The organism is Xanthomonas vasicola pv. musacearum NCPPB 4379 (genome assembly GCF_000277895.2).
Lineage (GTDB): Bacteria > Pseudomonadota > Gammaproteobacteria > Xanthomonadales > Xanthomonadaceae > Xanthomonas > Xanthomonas vasicola.
In genome coordinates this window covers 1,036,356-1,053,421 of record NZ_CP034655.1, presented here as the reverse complement: position 1 = coordinate 1,053,421, position 17,066 = coordinate 1,036,356, and the positions used below count along the sequence as shown (strand labels likewise).

Below are 17,066 nucleotides of genomic sequence, written 5' to 3'. Positions count from 1 at the left end.
GGCCGCGCACGGACGCGGCGCAGTGCCGCTCGACCGACCGGGGCCAGGATTAACCGAGAACCGGCGCCCCTCTGCCGCCGGGCGCTTCCTGCGACCGCTGCTGCGCTTCCATGGCCAGGTGCTGCTCACGCTGCTGGTTGAACGCCTGCGCCTGTTGCACCGTCTGGTGCATCGGTGCCGCCGCTTGCGCCACGTCCGTGGCGGCGCGAAAGCCCGGCGTGGTCCCGGACACCCACAGCTTGTCGCCGGCCATCTGCACCCGGTCGATCTTGTCCGCGTCGGCGATGCCGGCGTGCTTGGCACCGAGCATCGCCTGCGCGACATGCGCATCGTCGATATGTGCCGGCACGTCCTTGCGAATGCGCGCGAACATGGCCTGATCGGACGCAGGCAGCGCGGCCAGGTTCTGCGCACGATCGGCCGTGTGACCAGCCGACGGCGCCAAGTGGGCTCCAGCAGCAGGCGGCGTCGCCGCGCCATGCGGATGCGTCGCGGCAGGCGCGTGGGGATGCGGCTGCGCGGGCGCAGGGGCCGGCGTACTGCGCTGGAACCACTGCCCAGGATTGGTCAGTGTGTCGTAGGCCCGGCCCGCCGCGTGCTTGGCCGCGTCGATGCCCTGCGTGGCGGTCTGCCTTGCGGTCTCGTACGCCTGCGTGCCGACCCGCGCGGCGCTGTCGGCCGCTTGCGAGACCGCGTGCCGGGACGCGCCGTAGGCCTGGGTGGCGGCGTGTTCGGCCCGCTCCACGCCATCGGCGACTGCGTGCTTCGTCGCATCGTAGGTCCTGGTGGCCGCGCGCCCGACCTGCTCCGCGCCTTCGGTCACCGCGTGCTTGGTCGCGTCGTAGGTTTGCGTCACCGCACGTTCGGCATGATCGATCCCATCGGCGACCGCCTGCTTGCCGAGCTGATACGTCTGGGTGGCGGTTTGCGCCGCGACCCGCGCGCCATCGTAGGCATCGACGATGTGATTGGTGACGTTGGCCACGCCCGCCTGGAAGCGCGGATCATGGATCCGCTCCACCACGGCGTCGGCCGCCGCGTGTGCGCTTCGCTCCACGGCCCCTTTGGTCGATTGCAGCCCGTCGCTCGCCAACCGCGTCGCCGCATCCACGCCATGACCGTGCAGACGGGCGGCTTCGCTCACCGCATATCCGGCCAGCGGCGCAACCGGGATGAAGGGTGCGGTCAAGCGCCCTCCCTCCCGCGCCACCACTGCCACACGCTCGTCCAGCGCTTGCACGTAGCGGCCGCCCGCGCGCACGGCATCGGCACCAGATTGCAGGCCATGTTGCACGCCCTGCACGACACCGTTGCCTTGAATCCCGTCGCGGATGGGCTGGTCGGCGTGCAACGTCAGGTATTCGTTCACCTGGCGCTGGACCTGGGGAGGCAGCAGGCGCTGGCCATCGCCCGACTGCATCTGCCGCAGCGCCAGCGACAGGTCTCCACGGTGCTGCGTGACGTCGCTGCGGAACTGCGCGATGGCCGCCTCATGCTCCGCAGAACGCTGCACGGCCTCTGCGAAGCGGGTGGGTTCCAGCATGTTGTCCGGACTCTGACTGCCGAAGTGCTGTTGGCCGCCGTGATCGCCCAGTCGCATCGCGATCAGCACGTTAGGCGGCGGCGCACCGGCCGGCGCGTCGAGGTAACGGCCCGCACGCAGGCTCTGGATGTCGTCCTGGCAGGTCAGCGACACCACCTTGCCGATATGCGGGCTGGCCGCGCTCACCACGTCGCCGGCCATGCGGTAGTTGGTCAGTTGGCAGCCCGGCTGCGCCGGACCATCGATCAGTTGCGCCGCGCCGTAGGCGTTGAAGGTGGCGCCGCGCAGGCCATACTTGGCCGCCTCGATTTCTGCCAGCGCGCCGCCGAGGGAATGGCCGGCGACCGAGACCTGGTCCCTGGCGATGCCACGGTCGGCCGCCTTGGCGAGCATCTGCGCGGTGAACGCATCGGCGGCGGCTTTTTGCGGATTGACGCTGTCGCGCACCATCTTGGCGTCGACCGCGATGTCCTGCAGCGTGGTCAGCGCATGGTCCCGTTTTTCCGCCTCGGTCGCCCCGGAAAACAACGCCGGGTCGGTGCCGCGGTAGGCGATGACGACGTTATGCGGTGCCGCCACGCTTTGATAGGCGGTGGCGTGAAAGCCGGTCGTCGGGTCGTTTGCATAACCGAAGACGGTGTAGTCCTTCCCGTCTAGCGAGATGGCCTTCGACCCGTCGACATCGCCCTGCGAGCGGTTGACATAGGCATCGTTGGCGGCATCGGCGCTTACCTGATCTATGTGGCTCATGGGACGACATCCTTGACGACGATGGTGACAGGGAAGTACGCATCCGGGTGTTGGGTGACGTCGGGGTCTTCAGCGGTCAGGGTTTGCGCACCGGAGCGCACCGCGGCGGGGTCGCCGTAGGCGCTCTTCTTGAAGTAGCTCGTCTGTAGGCCGTCGCGCAGGAGCGTACTCAAGGTGTGGCTCCAGTTGAACCTGGCTCCCTTGGCGATCGCCGTAATGCTCGCACTGGTCACGTCCCAGTGGCATACGCCGAGCTTGTAGTAGTCCTCATCCTGCAAGGCATCGCGGTAGAAATCCCCTTTCCACGTGTGCTCGTCCACCCGGGTCATTTCAATGACGACGCCAATGTTCGGCACGTCCTGCTGGCCGAGGAATGCGTCCATCGGCAAACACTTTCTATTGACGACGTCATATCCGATATAGCCCTCGATCGAATCCCACGGCCCGGGCGCATGCGAGGTGGCGATGACCTCGTAGCGCTTGACCGGGTGTGGATTCTTCGCGGGGTCTTTCGGGCTGCCGTGTATCATGGAACATCCTGCTGTCAGGGTGATGGATAGGGTGAATGCAGCCAGGGCAATTCGGGTCTTCATGCGACCACTCTACGCCGCCGCCGGCAGGCGCGCCACGCGATGGCGGCGTGCGTCCTCCGGCCGGCCTGCCCCTTTCCGGTACCTGCACACAGCGGCCCCGCGCGCGACATCGCCGCCGTCCTTGAGGACATATTCCACGCCCGGCACGGCACCGTGGCGTTACGTCGTCGCCGAATCGGCGGATGACGTTTCCCTCTACGCATAGCGCCGCCACGCCGCTCCAAATCGAGCGGGGTTCAGCACGTTGTGAGGCGGCTCCGTTGCACTGCTGCCGGCTTACGCCAGCGGCCACTGCCCCAGCGTGACCCGGTCGCGCGCTTCCAGGTCCTGGAAGGTCGCCACCTGCACGAACCCCACCGCCTGTAGCAGCGCGCGCACCACCTCGCCCTGGTCCCACCCATGTTCCAGCAGCAGCCAGCCGCCAGGCAGCAGATGCGCAGGCGCGTCGGCCACGATCAGGCGGATATCGTCCAGCCCGTCGCTGCCAGAAGCCAGCGCGCTGGCCGGTTCGTAACGCAGATCGCCCTGCTGCAGATGCGGGTCGTGCGCGGCGATATACGGCGGGTTGCTGGCGATCAGGTCGAAGGCCTCGCCAGCCAATGGCCCGAACCAGTGACCTAGGCGGAAATCGACATTGCGCAAGTCGTGCTTGTGGGCATTACGCCGGGCCATCGCCAACGCCGCTGCGCTGGCATCGGTGGCGATCACCTGCGCCTGCGGACGTTCGCTGGAGATGGCCAGCGCAATCGCGCCGCTGCCGGTGCCCAGATCGGCGGCTCGACGGCCGGGGCGAGTGTCGAAGCGCTCCAGTGCCAGCTCTACCAGCAGCTCGGTGTCAGCACGCGGGATCAGCGTGGCCGGCGAGACGGCCAAGTCCAGCGTCCAGAATCCGCGCGAGCCAGTCAGGTAGGCGACCGGCTCGCCCGCCTCGCGGCGCTGCACCGACGCCTCGAAAGCCTGCGCGACCGATAGAGGCACCGCATCGCGCCCGTGCATGAACAACCAGGCGCGATCACGCCCGAGCGCATGCAGCAGCAGCGCTTCGGCATCGCAGCGTTCAATCCGCTCAGCGGCGCGTCGCAGCACCTGATCGGCGGGAATGGCAGCGAAATCGTCGGACATACGGGCTGTTCACTTATGCGCAACATCGACTGGCCATTATCGACGATGGCGAACGCCACGGTTGCGCTAGATGCCGTCTGAAGAGTCGATAGTCAAAGCCTATCTATACAATTCCATCAATCGATTTGAGGAATCTATCGCTCATCCCTACTATGGCGACTGTTCCATCCCCCGCCCCCCTTCATCGCTCGAGGAAACTCAATGTCTCTTATCAACACTCAGGTCCAGCCGTTCAAGGCGAACGCGTACCACAATGGCAACTTCATCGAAGTCACCGAGGCCAGCCTGAAGGGCAAGTGGTCCGTGCTGATCTTCATGCCGGCCGCGTTCACCTTTAACTGCCCGACCGAAGTGGAAGACGCCGCCGACAACTATGCTGCCTTCCAGAAGGCCGGCGCCGAGGTGTACATCGTCACCACCGACACACACTTCTCGCACAAGGTATGGCACGAAACCTCCCCGGCCGTGGGCAAGGCGAAGTTCCCGTTGATCGGCGACCCGGCCCACAAGCTGACCCGCGCCTTTGGCGTGCACATCGAAGAAGAAGGTCTGGCCCTGCGCGGCACCTTCATCATCAATCCGGAAGGCGTGATCAAGACCCTGGAAATCCACGACAACTCCATTGCTCGCGACGTCACCGAGACGCTGCGCAAGCTGACCGCGGCACAGTTCGTGGCCAACAATCCTGGTCAGGTCTGCCCGGCCAAGTGGAAGGAAGGCGCCAAGACTCTGGCTCCGTCGCTGGACCTGGTCGGCAAGATCTAAGCCGGCTGTCACCTCCGACCTGTCGCCAGGTCGGAGCATCTCCGGCCCACCACGGGCCGGGGGTGAACCGGAGCCGGTGCCGGGCTGCCCGCCAGCCATCGCCAGCACGCATCCCGACCTCGCGCCGGCTGCGGTTCACTCCCTTCCTTCCCCGGCGACCTGCCTCAGCGCAGCGACGTCACGCCCTCCCCTTGCCCATTCCCAGGAGTTTTCCATGTTGGATGCCAATCTCAAGACCCAGCTGACCGCCTACCTGGAACGGGTGACGCGGCCGATTCAGATCAACGCCTCGATCGACGACAGCCCCGGCTCGCGCGAAATGCTCGACCTGCTGGAAGACCTGGTGCTGTTGTCGGACAAGATCAGCCTGGACATCCACCGCGACGACAACCAGCGCAAGCCCTCGTTCGCGCTGACCACGCCGGGCCAGGACATCTCGCTGCGTTTTGCCGGGCTGCCGATGGGCCACGAGTTCACCTCGCTGGTGCTGGCGCTGCTGCAGGTGGGCGGCCATCCGTCCAAGGCCGCTGCCGAGCTGATCGAGCAGGTGCAGCACCTGGACGGGGATTACCAGTTCGAAACCTATTTCTCGCTGTCGTGCCAGAACTGCCCGGACGTGGTGCAGGCACTGAACCTTGCTGCCGTGCTCAACCCGCGCATCAAACACGTGGCCATCGACGGTGCCTGGTTCCAGGATGAGGTCGAAACCCGCCAGATCATGTCGGTGCCCACCGTGTATTTGAACGGTGAGCTGTTCGACCAGGGCCGCATGACGCTGGAGCAGATCGTCGCCAAGCTGGATACCAATGCCGCCAAGCGCGACGCTGCGAAAATCGCTGCAAAAGACGCGTTTGACGTGCTGGTGGTAGGCGGTGGCCCGGCCGGTTCCGCTGCAGCGGTGTATGCAGCACGCAAGGGCATCCGCACGGGCGTGGCCGCCGAGCGTTTCGGGGGGCAGGTGCTGGACACCATGTCGATTGAAAACTTCATTTCTGTGCCGGAAACCGAAGGCCCGAAGATGGCCGCCGCGCTTGAGCAGCACGTGCGCCAGTACGACGTGGACATCATGAATCTGCAGCGTGCCGAGCAGCTGATTCCGGCCGGTGCCGATGGCCTGATCGAAGTCAAGCTGGCCAATGGCGCCTCGCTCAAGAGCAAGACCGTGATCCTGTCCACCGGTGCACGCTGGAGGCAGATGAATGTGCCGGGCGAAGACCAATACAAGAACAAGGGCGTGGCCTACTGCCCGCATTGCGACGGCCCGCTGTTCAAGGGCAAGCGCGTGGCGGTGATTGGCGGCGGCAACTCCGGCGTGGAAGCGGCAATCGATCTGGCCGGCATCGTGGCGCATGTCACGCTGGTGGAATTCGACGACAAGCTGCGCGCCGATGAAGTGCTGCAACGCAAGCTGCGCAGCCTGCACAACGTGCGCATCATCACCAGCGCGCAGACCACCGAAGTGCTTGGCGACGGGCAGAAGGTGACCGGCCTGGTCTACAAGGACCGCACCGGCGGCGATATCCAGCATATCGATCTAGAAGGCGTGTTCGTGCAGATTGGCCTGCTGCCCAACACCGAGTTCCTGCGTGGCACGGTGGCACTGTCGCCGCGCGGCGAGATCATCGTCGACGACCGTGGCCAGACCGATGTGCCGGGCGTGTTTGCCGCCGGCGATGCCACCACGGTGCCGTACAAGCAGATCGTGATCGCGATGGGTGAAGGGTCCAAGGCAGCCCTGAGCGCGTTCGATCATCTGATCCGCTCCAGCGCACCGGCCAGTGCCGACAGCGTGGCGCAGGCCGCATAAGCGCGCGCCCGCTTAGCGCCCGGCCAGCCCGGGCGCTAAGCTCGCAGCACGCTCCAGCAAGTTCCCCGTCACCGCAATGAAGGCTGCTGCATATGAATCTGCGTGACCTGAAATATCTGGTAGCCCTTGCCGACCACAAGCACTTCGGGCGCGCTGCGACGGCGTGTTTCGTGAGTCAGCCAACACTGTCTACCCAGATCAAGAAACTCGAAGACGAGCTCGGCGTCTCGCTGGTGGAACGCGCACCGCGCAAGGTCATGCTGACCCCGGCCGGCCGCGAAGCTGCCGTGCGCGCGCGCAGCATCGTGGCCGAAGTGGAACAGATGAAGGAAGCCGCACGCCGCAGCCAGGACCCGGAAGCGGGCACCGTGCGTCTTGGCATCTTTCCCACGCTGGCGCCGTACCTGCTGCCGCATGTGGTGCCGCGCATCCGCGAGCGTTTTCCGCGTCTGGAACTGCTACTGATCGAAGAAAAAAGCGACCAGTTGATGCACCAGTTACGCGAAGGCCGCCTGGATGCCGCGCTGCTTGCGCTGCCATTGCAGGACGACCAGCTGCATGCCGAATTCCTCTTCGAAGAACCCTTCGTGCTGGCGGTGCCGGAAGGCCACCCGCTGTCGCGCCACGACAACATGACGCTGGACGATCTGTCCGAGCAGCGCCTGTTGCTGCTGGAAGATGGGCACTGCCTGCGTGACCAGGCACTGGATGTATGCCACCTCGCCGGTGCGCTGGAAAAATCCGAATTTCAGGCCACCAGTCTGGAAACCCTGCGCCAGATGGTGGCCGCAAATGTCGGCGTCACCTTGTTGCCGCTGCTGGCGGTCAAGCCTCCGGTCGCTCGCTCGGAAAATATCCGTCTGATCCGCTTCCGCGAAGACAAGCAACCTAGCCGCCGTATCGCCATGGCCTGGCGTCGCAGCTCGGCGATGACCGCGTTTCTGGAGCAGTTGTCGCAGCTGTTCAAGGAATTGCCCGATAGCCTGTTCACGCTGGATCAGCCTGCGACGGGGCCGAAGGCGGTTGCGGCTTAGGGATTTGGGATTTTTTGCGTCGCGGCTGCGGTCGCTTCATGCGAGGGCTAACGGTTTTGAACGAAGGCGACACGAGAGTGTCGCCTTTTGTTTGGCTGGTGATTGCGGGAACTCCATGTACAACAACTGTGTTGTAACGCTCGTTTGAGACACGTTGGCAATCAGCGCACACGGCAAGCGTCGCGCTTGCGCACGCTACGTTCTTCTAAGTCACCGTTCTCTTCTGATCAAAGCAGCATCCTCATAAAGATCACCGCGATACCTCGCGCCTGGCCTAGCGCTACGGCGCCTCCCTGGAACCTAGACAGTCAGGTACGCAGCCCCGCATTGCGATCCGCCCAGGGCGCCCTCATCTTCCCTGTGCCGCTTGCCATGTTGGCGAGCCGTATTCGTCAGGAGACTGCCATGACTTCGCAACACCACAGCGGCTTGCCGCCATCCATTCTGGTATCCAGCCACGACCTTGCCCGGCTTGAGGCATTGCTCGATTCGCCGACCTTCAACAAGCATCCCGCCGCCACTGCGCTGAGCGACGAACTGGGCCGCGCCCGCGTGTTGCCGCCCGACCAAATTCCTGGCGATGTTGTCACCATGCACTCACGCATCGAATGCGAAGACCAACTGCACGGCGAACGGCATACGCTCACCCTTGTGTATCCGCATGAGGCCGATGTGCAGCACGGCCGTATCTCGGTGCTTGCGCCTGTTGGTAGTGCGCTGCTCGGCCTGTCGGTGGGTCAAAGCATCGATTGGCGCACGCCTGACGGACGTGACCTGCGCCTGCGTGTGACTGCCGTGCACGACCAACCTGCAGCCGCGGGCGACTTCCGGCGCTGAGCGCGCTAACGTAGCGCGCTGCGCCCTATCCCCGACCCGTTCCATGATTCGAGAGAACCCGCATGACCGCATCCCCCTCCAAGCTCGCCCAGCTGCGTGAACTGTCCGTCGTCGTTGCCGACACCGGTGACTACGACGCCATCAAGCGCCTGCAGCCGGTCGACTGCACCACCAATCCCACCCTGGTCAAGAAAGCGCTGGATCTGCCTGTCTACTCGGACCTGCTCGAGCGTGAACTGGCCTGGGGTCGCGAACACGGCGGCGACGATCGCACCACCACCGTCAACGAAGTGGCCGACCGCCTCACCATCGGCGTGGGCGTCAAGTTGTCCGCGCTGGTGCCCGGCCGCGTCTCCACCGAGGTCGATGCCGACCTGGCATACGACACCCAGGCCACCATCGCCAAGGCACGCAAGTTCGTTGCGATGTACGCCGAGCGCGGCGTGTCCAAGGACAAGATCCTGATCAAGATCGCAGCGACCTGGGAAGGCATCGAAGCTGCGCGTCAGCTGCAGCTGGACGGCATCGACTGCAACCTGACGCTGATCTTCAACCGTTCGCAGGCACTCGCCTGTGCGGAAGCCGGCGTGTTTCTGATCTCGCCGTTCGTGGGCCGCATTCTGGATTACTACGTGGCGCAGGGGCAGACACCGGCCAGCATCGACGAAGACCCGGGTGTGGTGTTCGTGCGTACCGTCTACAACGAGTTCAAGCAGCGCGGTTCGTCCACGGTGGTCATGGGCGCCTCGTTCCGCTCTACCGCGCAGATCGAAGCATTGGCCGGTTGCGACCGTCTGACCATTTCGCCGGACCTGCTGGAAAAGCTCGATGCCGAGCACGGCGAGTTGCCGCGCAAGCTCTCGCCGGCCAAGGCCGACAACGCCCAGATCACTCCGATCGACAGCGACAGCTTCGCTTCTGGTCTGGCCGCCGACCCGATGGCCACCGAAAAACTGGCCAGCGGCATCGACACCTTCGCCAAGGACTTGCACGCACTGCGCAAGACCATCGCCGACAAGCTCGCCGGCTGATCGCAGCAAAGTGATTCTGCAACATCGACGCCTGCAGCTTTCTGGCTGTGGGCGTTGTCGTTTGTGGGGTCTGGCGTTGGTGGGATTGACGGCAGAATTCACGTAGTTCGCAGAGATGTTGAAAGATCCTCGGCGGCACCAGCGCGCAATGCCTCGCCCACCCTCATCGAACCGTCTCGATATCGGCATCTGCTAGTGCGTCCATGCCTGCACCTACAGTTGTATCGAAACTTGCAGCTGGCGCCACAGCTGTACATGCCACGCACACAGACAGTCGACCACAAGACCCAGCATGGTGGCGACCGTGCCGAGCAACCGCCCGGACCGACCGCCGTCTGCAGCGATACATCTCTCTGCACATATCGCTTACACCAGGTGCGCGCGCACTGCCTAGAATCCGGGTTCCCTCAACTGGCGCAACGGACAATGGCAAACATTGCAGTGGTGATGGTCGACGGCGTGGCCGATTGGGAAATCGGTGTGGTACTGCCGGCGGCACGCGAATGGTTCGGCGACCAGGTCGCCGTCGCCAGCATCGACGGACAGGCGGTGCAGTCCATCGGCGGCCTGCGCATCACGCCAGAATTTGCCCTTTCCGATCTGGCGCCGCTTGAGTCCGATCTATGGATTCTGCCTGGCAGTGAGCGCTGGCAGGCCGGCGAGATTCCTGGGCTGAGCGGCTTGCTGGTCGAGCGCGTGCAGCAGCAGCGCCCGGTTGCCGCGATCTGCGGCGCCACCCTCGCCTTCGCCTATGCAGGCCTGCTGGATGAGCGCGCGCACACCAGCAATGCATTGGCATTTTTGCAGGAGCATGTGGTGCCCTACGCGGGCGCGGCGCACTATCGCCACGAAAAAGTCGTCAGCGCCGATGGCGTCATCACCGCACCTGGCACCAGCCCGGTGGGCTTTGCGCTGGCTTGCATGCGGCAATTGCATCCCGAGCGCACTGACACGCTTGCGCAATTGCGTGGCATGTTTGCCGGTGAATTCGTGTAATCGAACCGATTCAGGCCAGAATCACCAAGCCGGTCTTTGCACCACGCGCCATCGCGACTCAATCGCACCGTTGATGTCGCACCGAGCAGCTGCGGGTTTGTACTAAACCGGTTTTCTGCATCACTTTCCGTGGCGACGCGTTAATTCTGATCGCTGCACAGCTTCACCGGGGTCGATTCGACTCATAGACGCATGATGACATCGCCCATGCCTGCCAACGCCGCTCAAAAAAAGATGGCCACGCCGTCTCCGACGTAGCCATTCAAGTTGCCTGGCATGCACTCCCATGCGCTGCCTGAGCGTGATAACGCTGCCTGTCACTGTTTGCCATCGGCGCGCTGCCACGCTCATGTGGATGACAGCGCTTCAATCCGGCCCGCCTTCCGTCAGGCATCCAGCCCGATCGGGCAGCTCACTCCCGTGCCGCCAAGCCCGCAATAACCATTGGGGTGCTTGGCGAGATATTGCTGGTGAGCGTCTTCGGCGTAGTAGAACGTGGGCGCCGGGAAGAGGATCTCCGTGGTGATTGCGCCATATCCGGCTGCGGCCAGCTGTTGCTGATACGCATCGCGGCTGGCAAGCGCGGCGGCGTACTGCGCCTGTGTGGTGCAGTAAATCGCCGAGCGGTATTGCGTACCGACATCGTTCCCCTGCTGCATGCCCTGGGTGGGGTCGTGACTTTCCCAGAAAGTGCGCAGTAAGTGTTCGAACGACACTGCCTGTTCGTCGAACACCACCAGCACTGCTTCGGTGTGGCCGGTCTGGCCTGAACACACTTCCGAATACGTTGCGTTCGGGGTCTGCCCGCCGACGTAACCCACTGCCGTGGTGTACACCCCTGACAAGTTCCAGAACTTGCGTTCTGCGCCCCAGAAGCAGCCAAGCCCGAATTGCACCTGGGCCAGGCCGGTGAACTCACCACGCAGCGGATGACCGTTGATCAGGTGCGTGTTGTGTAGCGGCAGCGCTTGCTCGCGCCCGGGCAGTGCCTCGCCCGGACGTGGCATACGTTGTTTGAAGGCGCCGATTCCCAGCATGGTGCAACTCCGCAATCGTGAGGATTGCCTGCTGGATGGCGCCGGCCGGAGCCGCTTTCAAGCCTACCTGGCCAGCGCCTGTCGCCCACGCCGCATTACTTGGCCTTGGCAACCGCCGCGCGTGTATCCACTTCCGGCATCGCCGAGTTGTGGTGGTTGATGATCAGCCACTTGCCGTCGCGCTTTTCGTACACGAAGGTGTAGCGGGCCTGCACGTTGCTCTTCCTGCCGTCCTTGTCGGTCAGCGTGAAGGTGTACGCCGGCATCCACGGCGCTGTCGTCATCGAGCAGGCGCACGGTGCGGTAATTGACCACGCCCTGCGGCTTCTTGGTCAGGAACAGTTCGAAGTAATTTTCGATCTGCTCGCGCGAGGCGCGCACTTCGTTGGAGACGGTCGGCAGCAATACGCTGTCCGGGGCGTACAGATCGGCCACCTCGTGCGGGTTGCCGGTGGCCAGCGCCGCGTTCCAGGTGTCGAACAGCGCAGCGACTTCGCGCTCTTCGCCGCCGGCCGGCAGCATGGCCTTGTCGGTGTAATGCATCACGCCGCCAGCCAGCGCCGGGGTGGCAGCCAGAGCCAGAACCAGAGAGAAAAGTGTGCGACGCATGGGGTGTCTCCGTGTGATTGATGGGGTGCCTCATCGGGCAGCGCATCATCGAAATCAAGCGGCCCCAACAATTCTGCCGAGTGGCATATGCTCAAATATGCTGATCGGCCTAGAGATAAATCATGGAAACCCCCACTAATGCTGGCGATTGGCGCCTAACCTTACGCCGCGAAGCCTCCGACAGTGCGCGCTGGCAGGCGCTGTGGGAAGCCGCCGTGGCACTGCGCCAGGCACAGAGCCCCGAGCAGGCCTGCGATGCGGTCCTTGGGCGAGTGCTGCTGTTGCTGGGCCTGGAACACGGCGCGGTGCTGGCGCAGCGTGGCCCGCGCGCGCAGGTATTGGCCAGCCGCGGCCGCGCATTACCGCCGGGAGCCAGCGCTGCAGGTGACGGCCATGAAGCAGGCTGGCTGATGCCGCCGCGCCCTGCAGACATCCGCGAAGCCAGGGTGCCGATCCATGCGCTGGGCACCACCCACGGCATGCTCTGCGTGGCCTGGAACGAGAGCCGCCCAGCACCCGGCAACGACGATGTGCAGGCGCTACAGGCATTCGCGCTACTGCTGCCGGCGATGGTGGCTGAGCCCGCCAAACCAATCGCCACGCGGCGGCGCAAACCAGTGCAGGACGATCGTCTGGGCGCGCTGAGCAAGCGCGAAAGACAGGTATTGTCACTGCTCCCGCGCGGACTCACTAACGCAACCCTCGCAGCTGAACTGGGGATTGCTCCGGGCACGGTGAAGGTGCATGTGGAGCGAATCCTGCAGAAACTTGAGGTAAAAGATCGCACCCAGGCCGCGGTGTACGCGGTTCAATCCGGACTTGCGCTATGAATGCAGTGGCAATGCGTTGGAACGATTGGCCGATTACCCGCAAAAGCCTGGCGGTCGTTACCCTGCCATTGCTGCTGCTGGCCGTTGCATTGATGGCGATCTACAGCGTGGAACGGCAAAATATCGCCGCCGAAAACGACGTGCGGCAGACCCTGGAAGTGCTGAGCGATCTGTACGAAGCGCACGCACTATTAGCCGAAACTGCGGCTGGCGTGCGCGGGTATCGGCTGGTGCGGCGCGATGAATTCCTGACCCCGTATCGCGATGCCGAGCCGCGCCTGCAACGCGTAGTCGACCGTCTGTCGCAACGCATCACCGACCCCACCCAAGCGCAACGCTTTGCGCACATCAAGCCACTTTTTGCTGAAAAAATGCAAGGTTGGCGCCGTTTGCTGGCCCCGGATCTAAGCCGCGAGGAAGAAATTCGGCAGCTGTGGGACGGCAAGTACAAGCTCGACATCCTGCGTGCGGAATTGCGCGAGCTACGCAATTACGAAACCGCACAATTGCAGGCACGTACTGCCAAGGCGCAAGGGCTGCGGCAGCGCAATCTCATCATCACCTTAAACGCAGCGATGCGGGGCGGCCTGGGTGCCGTGTTTGCGGTGGCATGGTTCGCTTCCGCCTTGTCCGGGCGCTTGCGCACACTGGCCGCCAACGCCGACCGCTTAGGCGAAGGTCTGCCGCTGGCACCGCAACCGCGTGCCGACGATGAATTAGGCCAGGTCGGCCAACGTTTGGCGCAGGCCAGCGAACTGCTGGCCGCACGCGCAGCCGAAGCGCAGCTGGCGCGACGCGAGGCCGAGACCGCCAACCGGGCAAAAACCGAATTTCTCTCGCGCAGCAGCCATGAATTGCGTACTCCGCTCAACGCGATTCTGGGCTATGCGCAGGTGCTGGAAATGGACCTGCCCGAGCCCGGTCATCGCCGGCATCTGCAGCATATTCTCGGTGCCGGCAGGCATTTGCTCGGATTGATTACCGAGCTGCTGGACATCGCACGTATCGAAGCCGATCAGCTGGATCTGAATCCGGAACCCATCTCTGTCCGTGCCGCTGTGCACGAGGCGCTGGGCTTGATTGCACCGGATGCGGATAAGTACGGCATCACACTGCGACCGTCGTCCATCGACGGGCCATGGACGGTGCGCGCCGATGCGCAGCGGCTGCGTCAGGTGCTACTCAATCTGTTGTCGAATGCGGTCAAGTTCAATCGCACTGGCGGGCAGGTGCAGGTGAGTGCGCAGGCCGATGGCGAGCAGGTGCGCATCACGGTCGCCGACCAGGGCGCAGGACTGACGCCGGCGCAGATCGAGCGACTGTTCACACCGTTCGAGCGGTTGGGCGCCGAGCGCTCGGCCGTGGAAGGTACCGGTCTGGGTCTTGCGCTGAGCAAGCGCTTGATCGAGGCGATGGGCGGGCAGATCGGCGTGGACAGCAGCAGCGATGGCGCGCGGTTCTGGATTTCGCTGCCGCAGGGCGAGCATCAGCACAGCGAACCGACGCGTCCCCTGTTGCCACCAAGCAATGCCGGCAGCGGCATGTGCCGGCTGCTGAGCATCGAAGACAACCCATCCAACCAAGCCTTGATCCGCACGCTCACCGAGCGTCGCCCGCAATGGCAGCTGCTCGAAGCCGCCAGCCTGGCGCAGGCACGTGAGCTGTTGCAGCACGGCGCGCCGGATCTGATTCTGCTGGACCTGCACTTGAGCGATGGCAACGGCGAAGAGCTGTTGCGCGAATTGCAGGCGCAACCAGCAACGGCAGCCATCCCGGTGGTGGTGATCAGTGCCGACGCCACGACTGCCACGCTGGCACGCGTCGGCAATCAAGACGTGCGCGCCTATCTGACCAAGCCGCTCGATGTGGCGGAATTTTTTCACTGTAATCGACAGGTTGCTGGCATGACACGCGACGAAATTCTCGGTTCCCGCATCCTCATCGTCGACGACGAACCAGCCAACGTGCGGCTGCTCGAAGACCTGCTGCAACGCGAAGGCTTCCAGCAAGTGATCGCCACCACCGATCCGCTGCGGGTGATGGGGCTGGTCTCGGCGTTTGCGCCGGACCTGATCCTGTTAGACCTGAAAATGCCCGAACTGGATGGCTACGCGCTGCTGGAACAGCTGGCGCGGCTTTCCGACCCTGGCCAGTTTTTGCCGGTGATCGTGCTCACCGCCGACCCCAGCCGCAGCGCACGTCACCATGCCCTGGGCCTGGGAGCCAAGGACTTTTTGACCAAACCGCTGGACACCTTCGAGGTCGCTTTGCGGGTCTGGAACGTGGCCGAAACCACCGTGTTGTTCAAGCGCCTGCGTGCCTTGGCTGCACCGGATGCAGCGCCGCCGGGGTGGCGTCAGCAGAGTTGAGTTGGAGAGCGGACGAGCTGCGGCTTCGTTGCAGAGCCCTTGCCCGCCCACCATCGCGGGACACGCTTCAAGTACGTGCTTGTAAGCCCCTTGGCGGCATCCATGCCGCCAAGATCCCGCGACGGTGGGCGGGCAAGGACCAGTCAGGCTGGTCGGTGCGCAGAGTTTCAACAAAGCAATCAGCAAGCTGTTCAGTGCGGTTTCGTGCTTTCCCAGAACCACCAACCAACTGTCTGGCGCGGTGCCCTCACCGATTGCCGGCCAGATGGACGGGCCTACGGCGTGTCCCGCCAGCGGTGAGGGCACCGCGCACTCGGCCAACTCAGCACAAGCCAGCTACCCGTGGCGCGCTCGGCCAACAAGGCTTCGATTTAGAGCAGCTACGTGCGCCTGCATGACCACGCGGTAAGTCGAAATCTCACACCGCCCGCGTGACCTGACCGCACAAGCCGATCTCAGCCAGCACTGCCTGGGCTTGGCTCAAATGCACATCGGCAACGCAGACCTGCAGCACGCCAAAGGCAGGTAGCTCGCCGGCGCCGCCCAGCAGCGATTCGCCAAAGACAAACGCGGTGATGCCGGCATCTTCCAGCGCGTGCTTGGCCAGATGCGCATCAATGATGTGACTGGCGCGGTAGGCGATCTGCATTTTCAGCCACGCTCCGCACGTTCACGCTCTGCGCCGTTGCGCCAATCGCGCAGTGCCGGCAACGCATCCAGTGCCGCCAGATAATCGCCGGCCGCTTCGAACAGTGGTACACCATAGCTGGAAAAACGTAGCGCCACCGGCGCAAACATCGCATCGACGATGCCGAACTGCCCACACAGAAACGGCCCGGCATGGCCGTGTTCGGCGCGCAGACTGGCCCACAACGCCTGGATGCGCGTGATCTCGCGCTCGGCGGCCGCATCCCACTGCGCGGGCCCCGGCGGGCGGGCCAGATTCATCGGCAGCTGGCTACGCAAGGCCGCAAAGCCCGAATGCATTTCTGCAGAGGCAGCGCGTGCTTGCGCACGGGCGGCCAGGTCGGCCGGCCAGCCGCGACCGTCCAGCCAACGCTCGTTGATGTACTCGCAGATCGCCAGCGAATCCCACACGTGCAAGGTGTCGTCCCACAGCACTGGCACCTGGCGTGTGGGCGAATAGCCGGCAATGCGCGCCTGATATTCGGGTGTCGCGAGCGGTAGGGCGATTTCTTCGAACGGCACTTGGAAGTGCCGCAACAGCAGCCACGGCCGCAATGACCAGGAGGACAGAGTCTTGTCGCCGATCACCAGACGAGGCAGTGGCATGGGCTGTGCGCTCCAAGAGGGTCGGCGCAGCGTACGCGTCGCGACCGGTAGCCGCCAGCCATGCCCGGCTGCGCGCGACAGGCCTTGCCCAGGAGCCGCCATCGACAGGGCTATGCGCAGCCTCGGGCCGGCGCAGGCGGCATCTTTGCGGCATGGTCAGGGCAAGGCATTACGGGAACTGCGCAGTCTGCAGCCACCGAAACGGCTGGCCGCGCGCGCGTATCGCTCTTGGTCGGCGGTCGCGGCGCTAATGCAGCAGCGCGAGCCACAACCGCGCAGAGCATTGCCAGCCGTGGTGGTCCGTCAAGGTGACCGCGCAGGCCAACCGCAGTGCGACCAGCAGCGGCACCGGCAGCACCCACCTGAGCCGCGGGGGACCCAGCCCGCTGCACCCGCTCAAGACGCTGCCAAACGCAGGCCCGCAGCCCGGCCGCCTACCCCTAACCGGTG

At 64.4% G+C, this 17,066-nt stretch carries 14 protein-coding genes and 2 pseudogenes; 9 read left to right on the top strand and 7 right to left on the bottom strand.

Annotated features, from left to right (window positions below):
* Nucleotides 1–49: 49 nt before the first annotated feature.
* The 3 genes from KWO_RS04840 to prmC form a co-directional block, all read right to left on the bottom strand.
* Complete coding sequence (locus tag KWO_RS04840; protein ID WP_010381548.1) at nt 50–2,293, bottom strand: Tle-like phospholipase domain-containing protein; 2,244 nt, start codon at nt 2,291–2,293, stop codon at nt 50–52.
* Nucleotides 2,290–2,886, bottom strand: a complete 597-nt coding sequence (locus KWO_RS04835; protein ID WP_017114165.1) for a hypothetical protein — start codon at nt 2,884–2,886, stop codon at nt 2,290–2,292. Before KWO_RS04835 ends, KWO_RS04840 begins: the two co-directional genes overlap by 4 nt.
* Before the next feature lie 276 nt (nt 2,887–3,162).
* Nucleotides 3,163–4,008: a peptide chain release factor N(5)-glutamine methyltransferase gene (prmC, locus tag KWO_RS04830; protein ID WP_010381552.1), complete on the bottom strand. Its 846-nt coding sequence runs from the start codon at nt 4,006–4,008 to the stop codon at nt 3,163–3,165.
* Nucleotides 4,009–4,209: 201 nt separating this feature from the next.
* On the opposite strand from prmC, the gene ahpC reads away from it, so the two are divergent.
* From ahpC to KWO_RS04800, 6 genes are all read left to right on the top strand, one after another.
* Nucleotides 4,210–4,773 (top strand): alkyl hydroperoxide reductase subunit C, encoded by a 564-nt coding sequence (gene ahpC, locus KWO_RS04825; RefSeq protein ID WP_010381556.1) that lies wholly within the window; start codon nt 4,210–4,212, stop codon nt 4,771–4,773.
* 214 nt (nt 4,774–4,987) lie between these two features.
* Nucleotides 4,988–6,580, top strand: a complete 1,593-nt coding sequence (ahpF, locus tag KWO_RS04820) for an alkyl hydroperoxide reductase subunit F (RefSeq protein WP_010381557.1) — start codon at nt 4,988–4,990, stop codon at nt 6,578–6,580.
* Between the two features lie 92 nt (nt 6,581–6,672).
* On the top strand, nt 6,673–7,614 hold the full coding sequence (locus KWO_RS04815; protein ID WP_010381559.1) for a LysR substrate-binding domain-containing protein: 942 nt from the start codon (nt 6,673–6,675) through the stop codon (nt 7,612–7,614).
* A 405-nt stretch (nt 7,615–8,019) separates the two neighbouring features.
* On the top strand, nt 8,020–8,451 hold the full coding sequence (gene rnk / locus KWO_RS04810) for a nucleoside diphosphate kinase regulator (RefSeq protein WP_010381561.1): 432 nt from the start codon (nt 8,020–8,022) through the stop codon (nt 8,449–8,451).
* A gap of 62 nt (nt 8,452–8,513) precedes the next feature.
* Complete coding sequence (locus KWO_RS04805; RefSeq protein WP_010367399.1) at nt 8,514–9,482, top strand: transaldolase; 969 nt, start codon at nt 8,514–8,516, stop codon at nt 9,480–9,482.
* A 426-nt stretch (nt 9,483–9,908) separates the two neighbouring features.
* A complete protein-coding gene (locus KWO_RS04800) occupies nt 9,909–10,478 on the top strand; it encodes a type 1 glutamine amidotransferase family protein (RefSeq protein ID WP_010367401.1) in 570 nt (189 codons plus the stop codon).
* A gap of 386 nt (nt 10,479–10,864) precedes the next feature.
* Here the strand turns inward: KWO_RS04800 and msrA are convergent, their stop codons facing one another.
* Nucleotides 10,865–11,515, bottom strand: a complete 651-nt coding sequence (gene msrA, locus KWO_RS04795) for a peptide-methionine (S)-S-oxide reductase MsrA (protein WP_010381563.1) — start codon at nt 11,513–11,515, stop codon at nt 10,865–10,867.
* A 95-nt stretch (nt 11,516–11,610) separates the two neighbouring features.
* Nucleotides 11,611–12,124, bottom strand: a pseudogene (locus tag KWO_RS04790) (SgcJ/EcaC family oxidoreductase).
* 122 nt (nt 12,125–12,246) lie between these two features.
* Here KWO_RS04790 and KWO_RS04785 point away from each other — a divergent pair.
* From KWO_RS04785 to KWO_RS22450, 3 genes and pseudogenes are all read left to right on the top strand, one after another.
* Nucleotides 12,247–12,954 carry a helix-turn-helix transcriptional regulator gene (locus KWO_RS04785; RefSeq protein ID WP_010381586.1) on the top strand — a complete coding sequence of 236 codons (708 nt, stop codon included), beginning with the start codon at nt 12,247–12,249 and terminating at the stop codon, nt 12,952–12,954.
* Nucleotides 12,951–14,862 (top strand): annotated as a pseudogene (locus tag KWO_RS04780) (ATP-binding protein). Before KWO_RS04785 ends, KWO_RS04780 begins: the two are co-directional and overlap by 4 nt.
* Entirely contained in the window at nt 14,859–15,323 is a 465-nt protein-coding gene (locus KWO_RS22450) for a response regulator (protein ID WP_010381588.1), read from the top strand. The pseudogene KWO_RS04780 and the gene KWO_RS22450 overlap by 4 nt, the downstream one beginning before the upstream one ends.
* Before the next feature lie 418 nt (nt 15,324–15,741).
* On the opposite strand, the gene KWO_RS04775 is transcribed toward KWO_RS22450, so the two are convergent.
* Together KWO_RS04775 and KWO_RS04770 are read right to left on the bottom strand one after the other, a co-directional pair.
* Nucleotides 15,742–15,972 (bottom strand): putative signal transducing protein, encoded by a 231-nt coding sequence (locus KWO_RS04775; protein WP_010367414.1) that lies wholly within the window; start codon nt 15,970–15,972, stop codon nt 15,742–15,744.
* Nucleotides 15,973–15,974: 2 nt separating this feature from the next.
* Entirely contained in the window at nt 15,975–16,616 is a 642-nt protein-coding gene (locus KWO_RS04770; protein WP_010381590.1) for a glutathione S-transferase family protein, read from the bottom strand.
* Nucleotides 16,617–17,066: the final 450 nt, after the last annotated feature.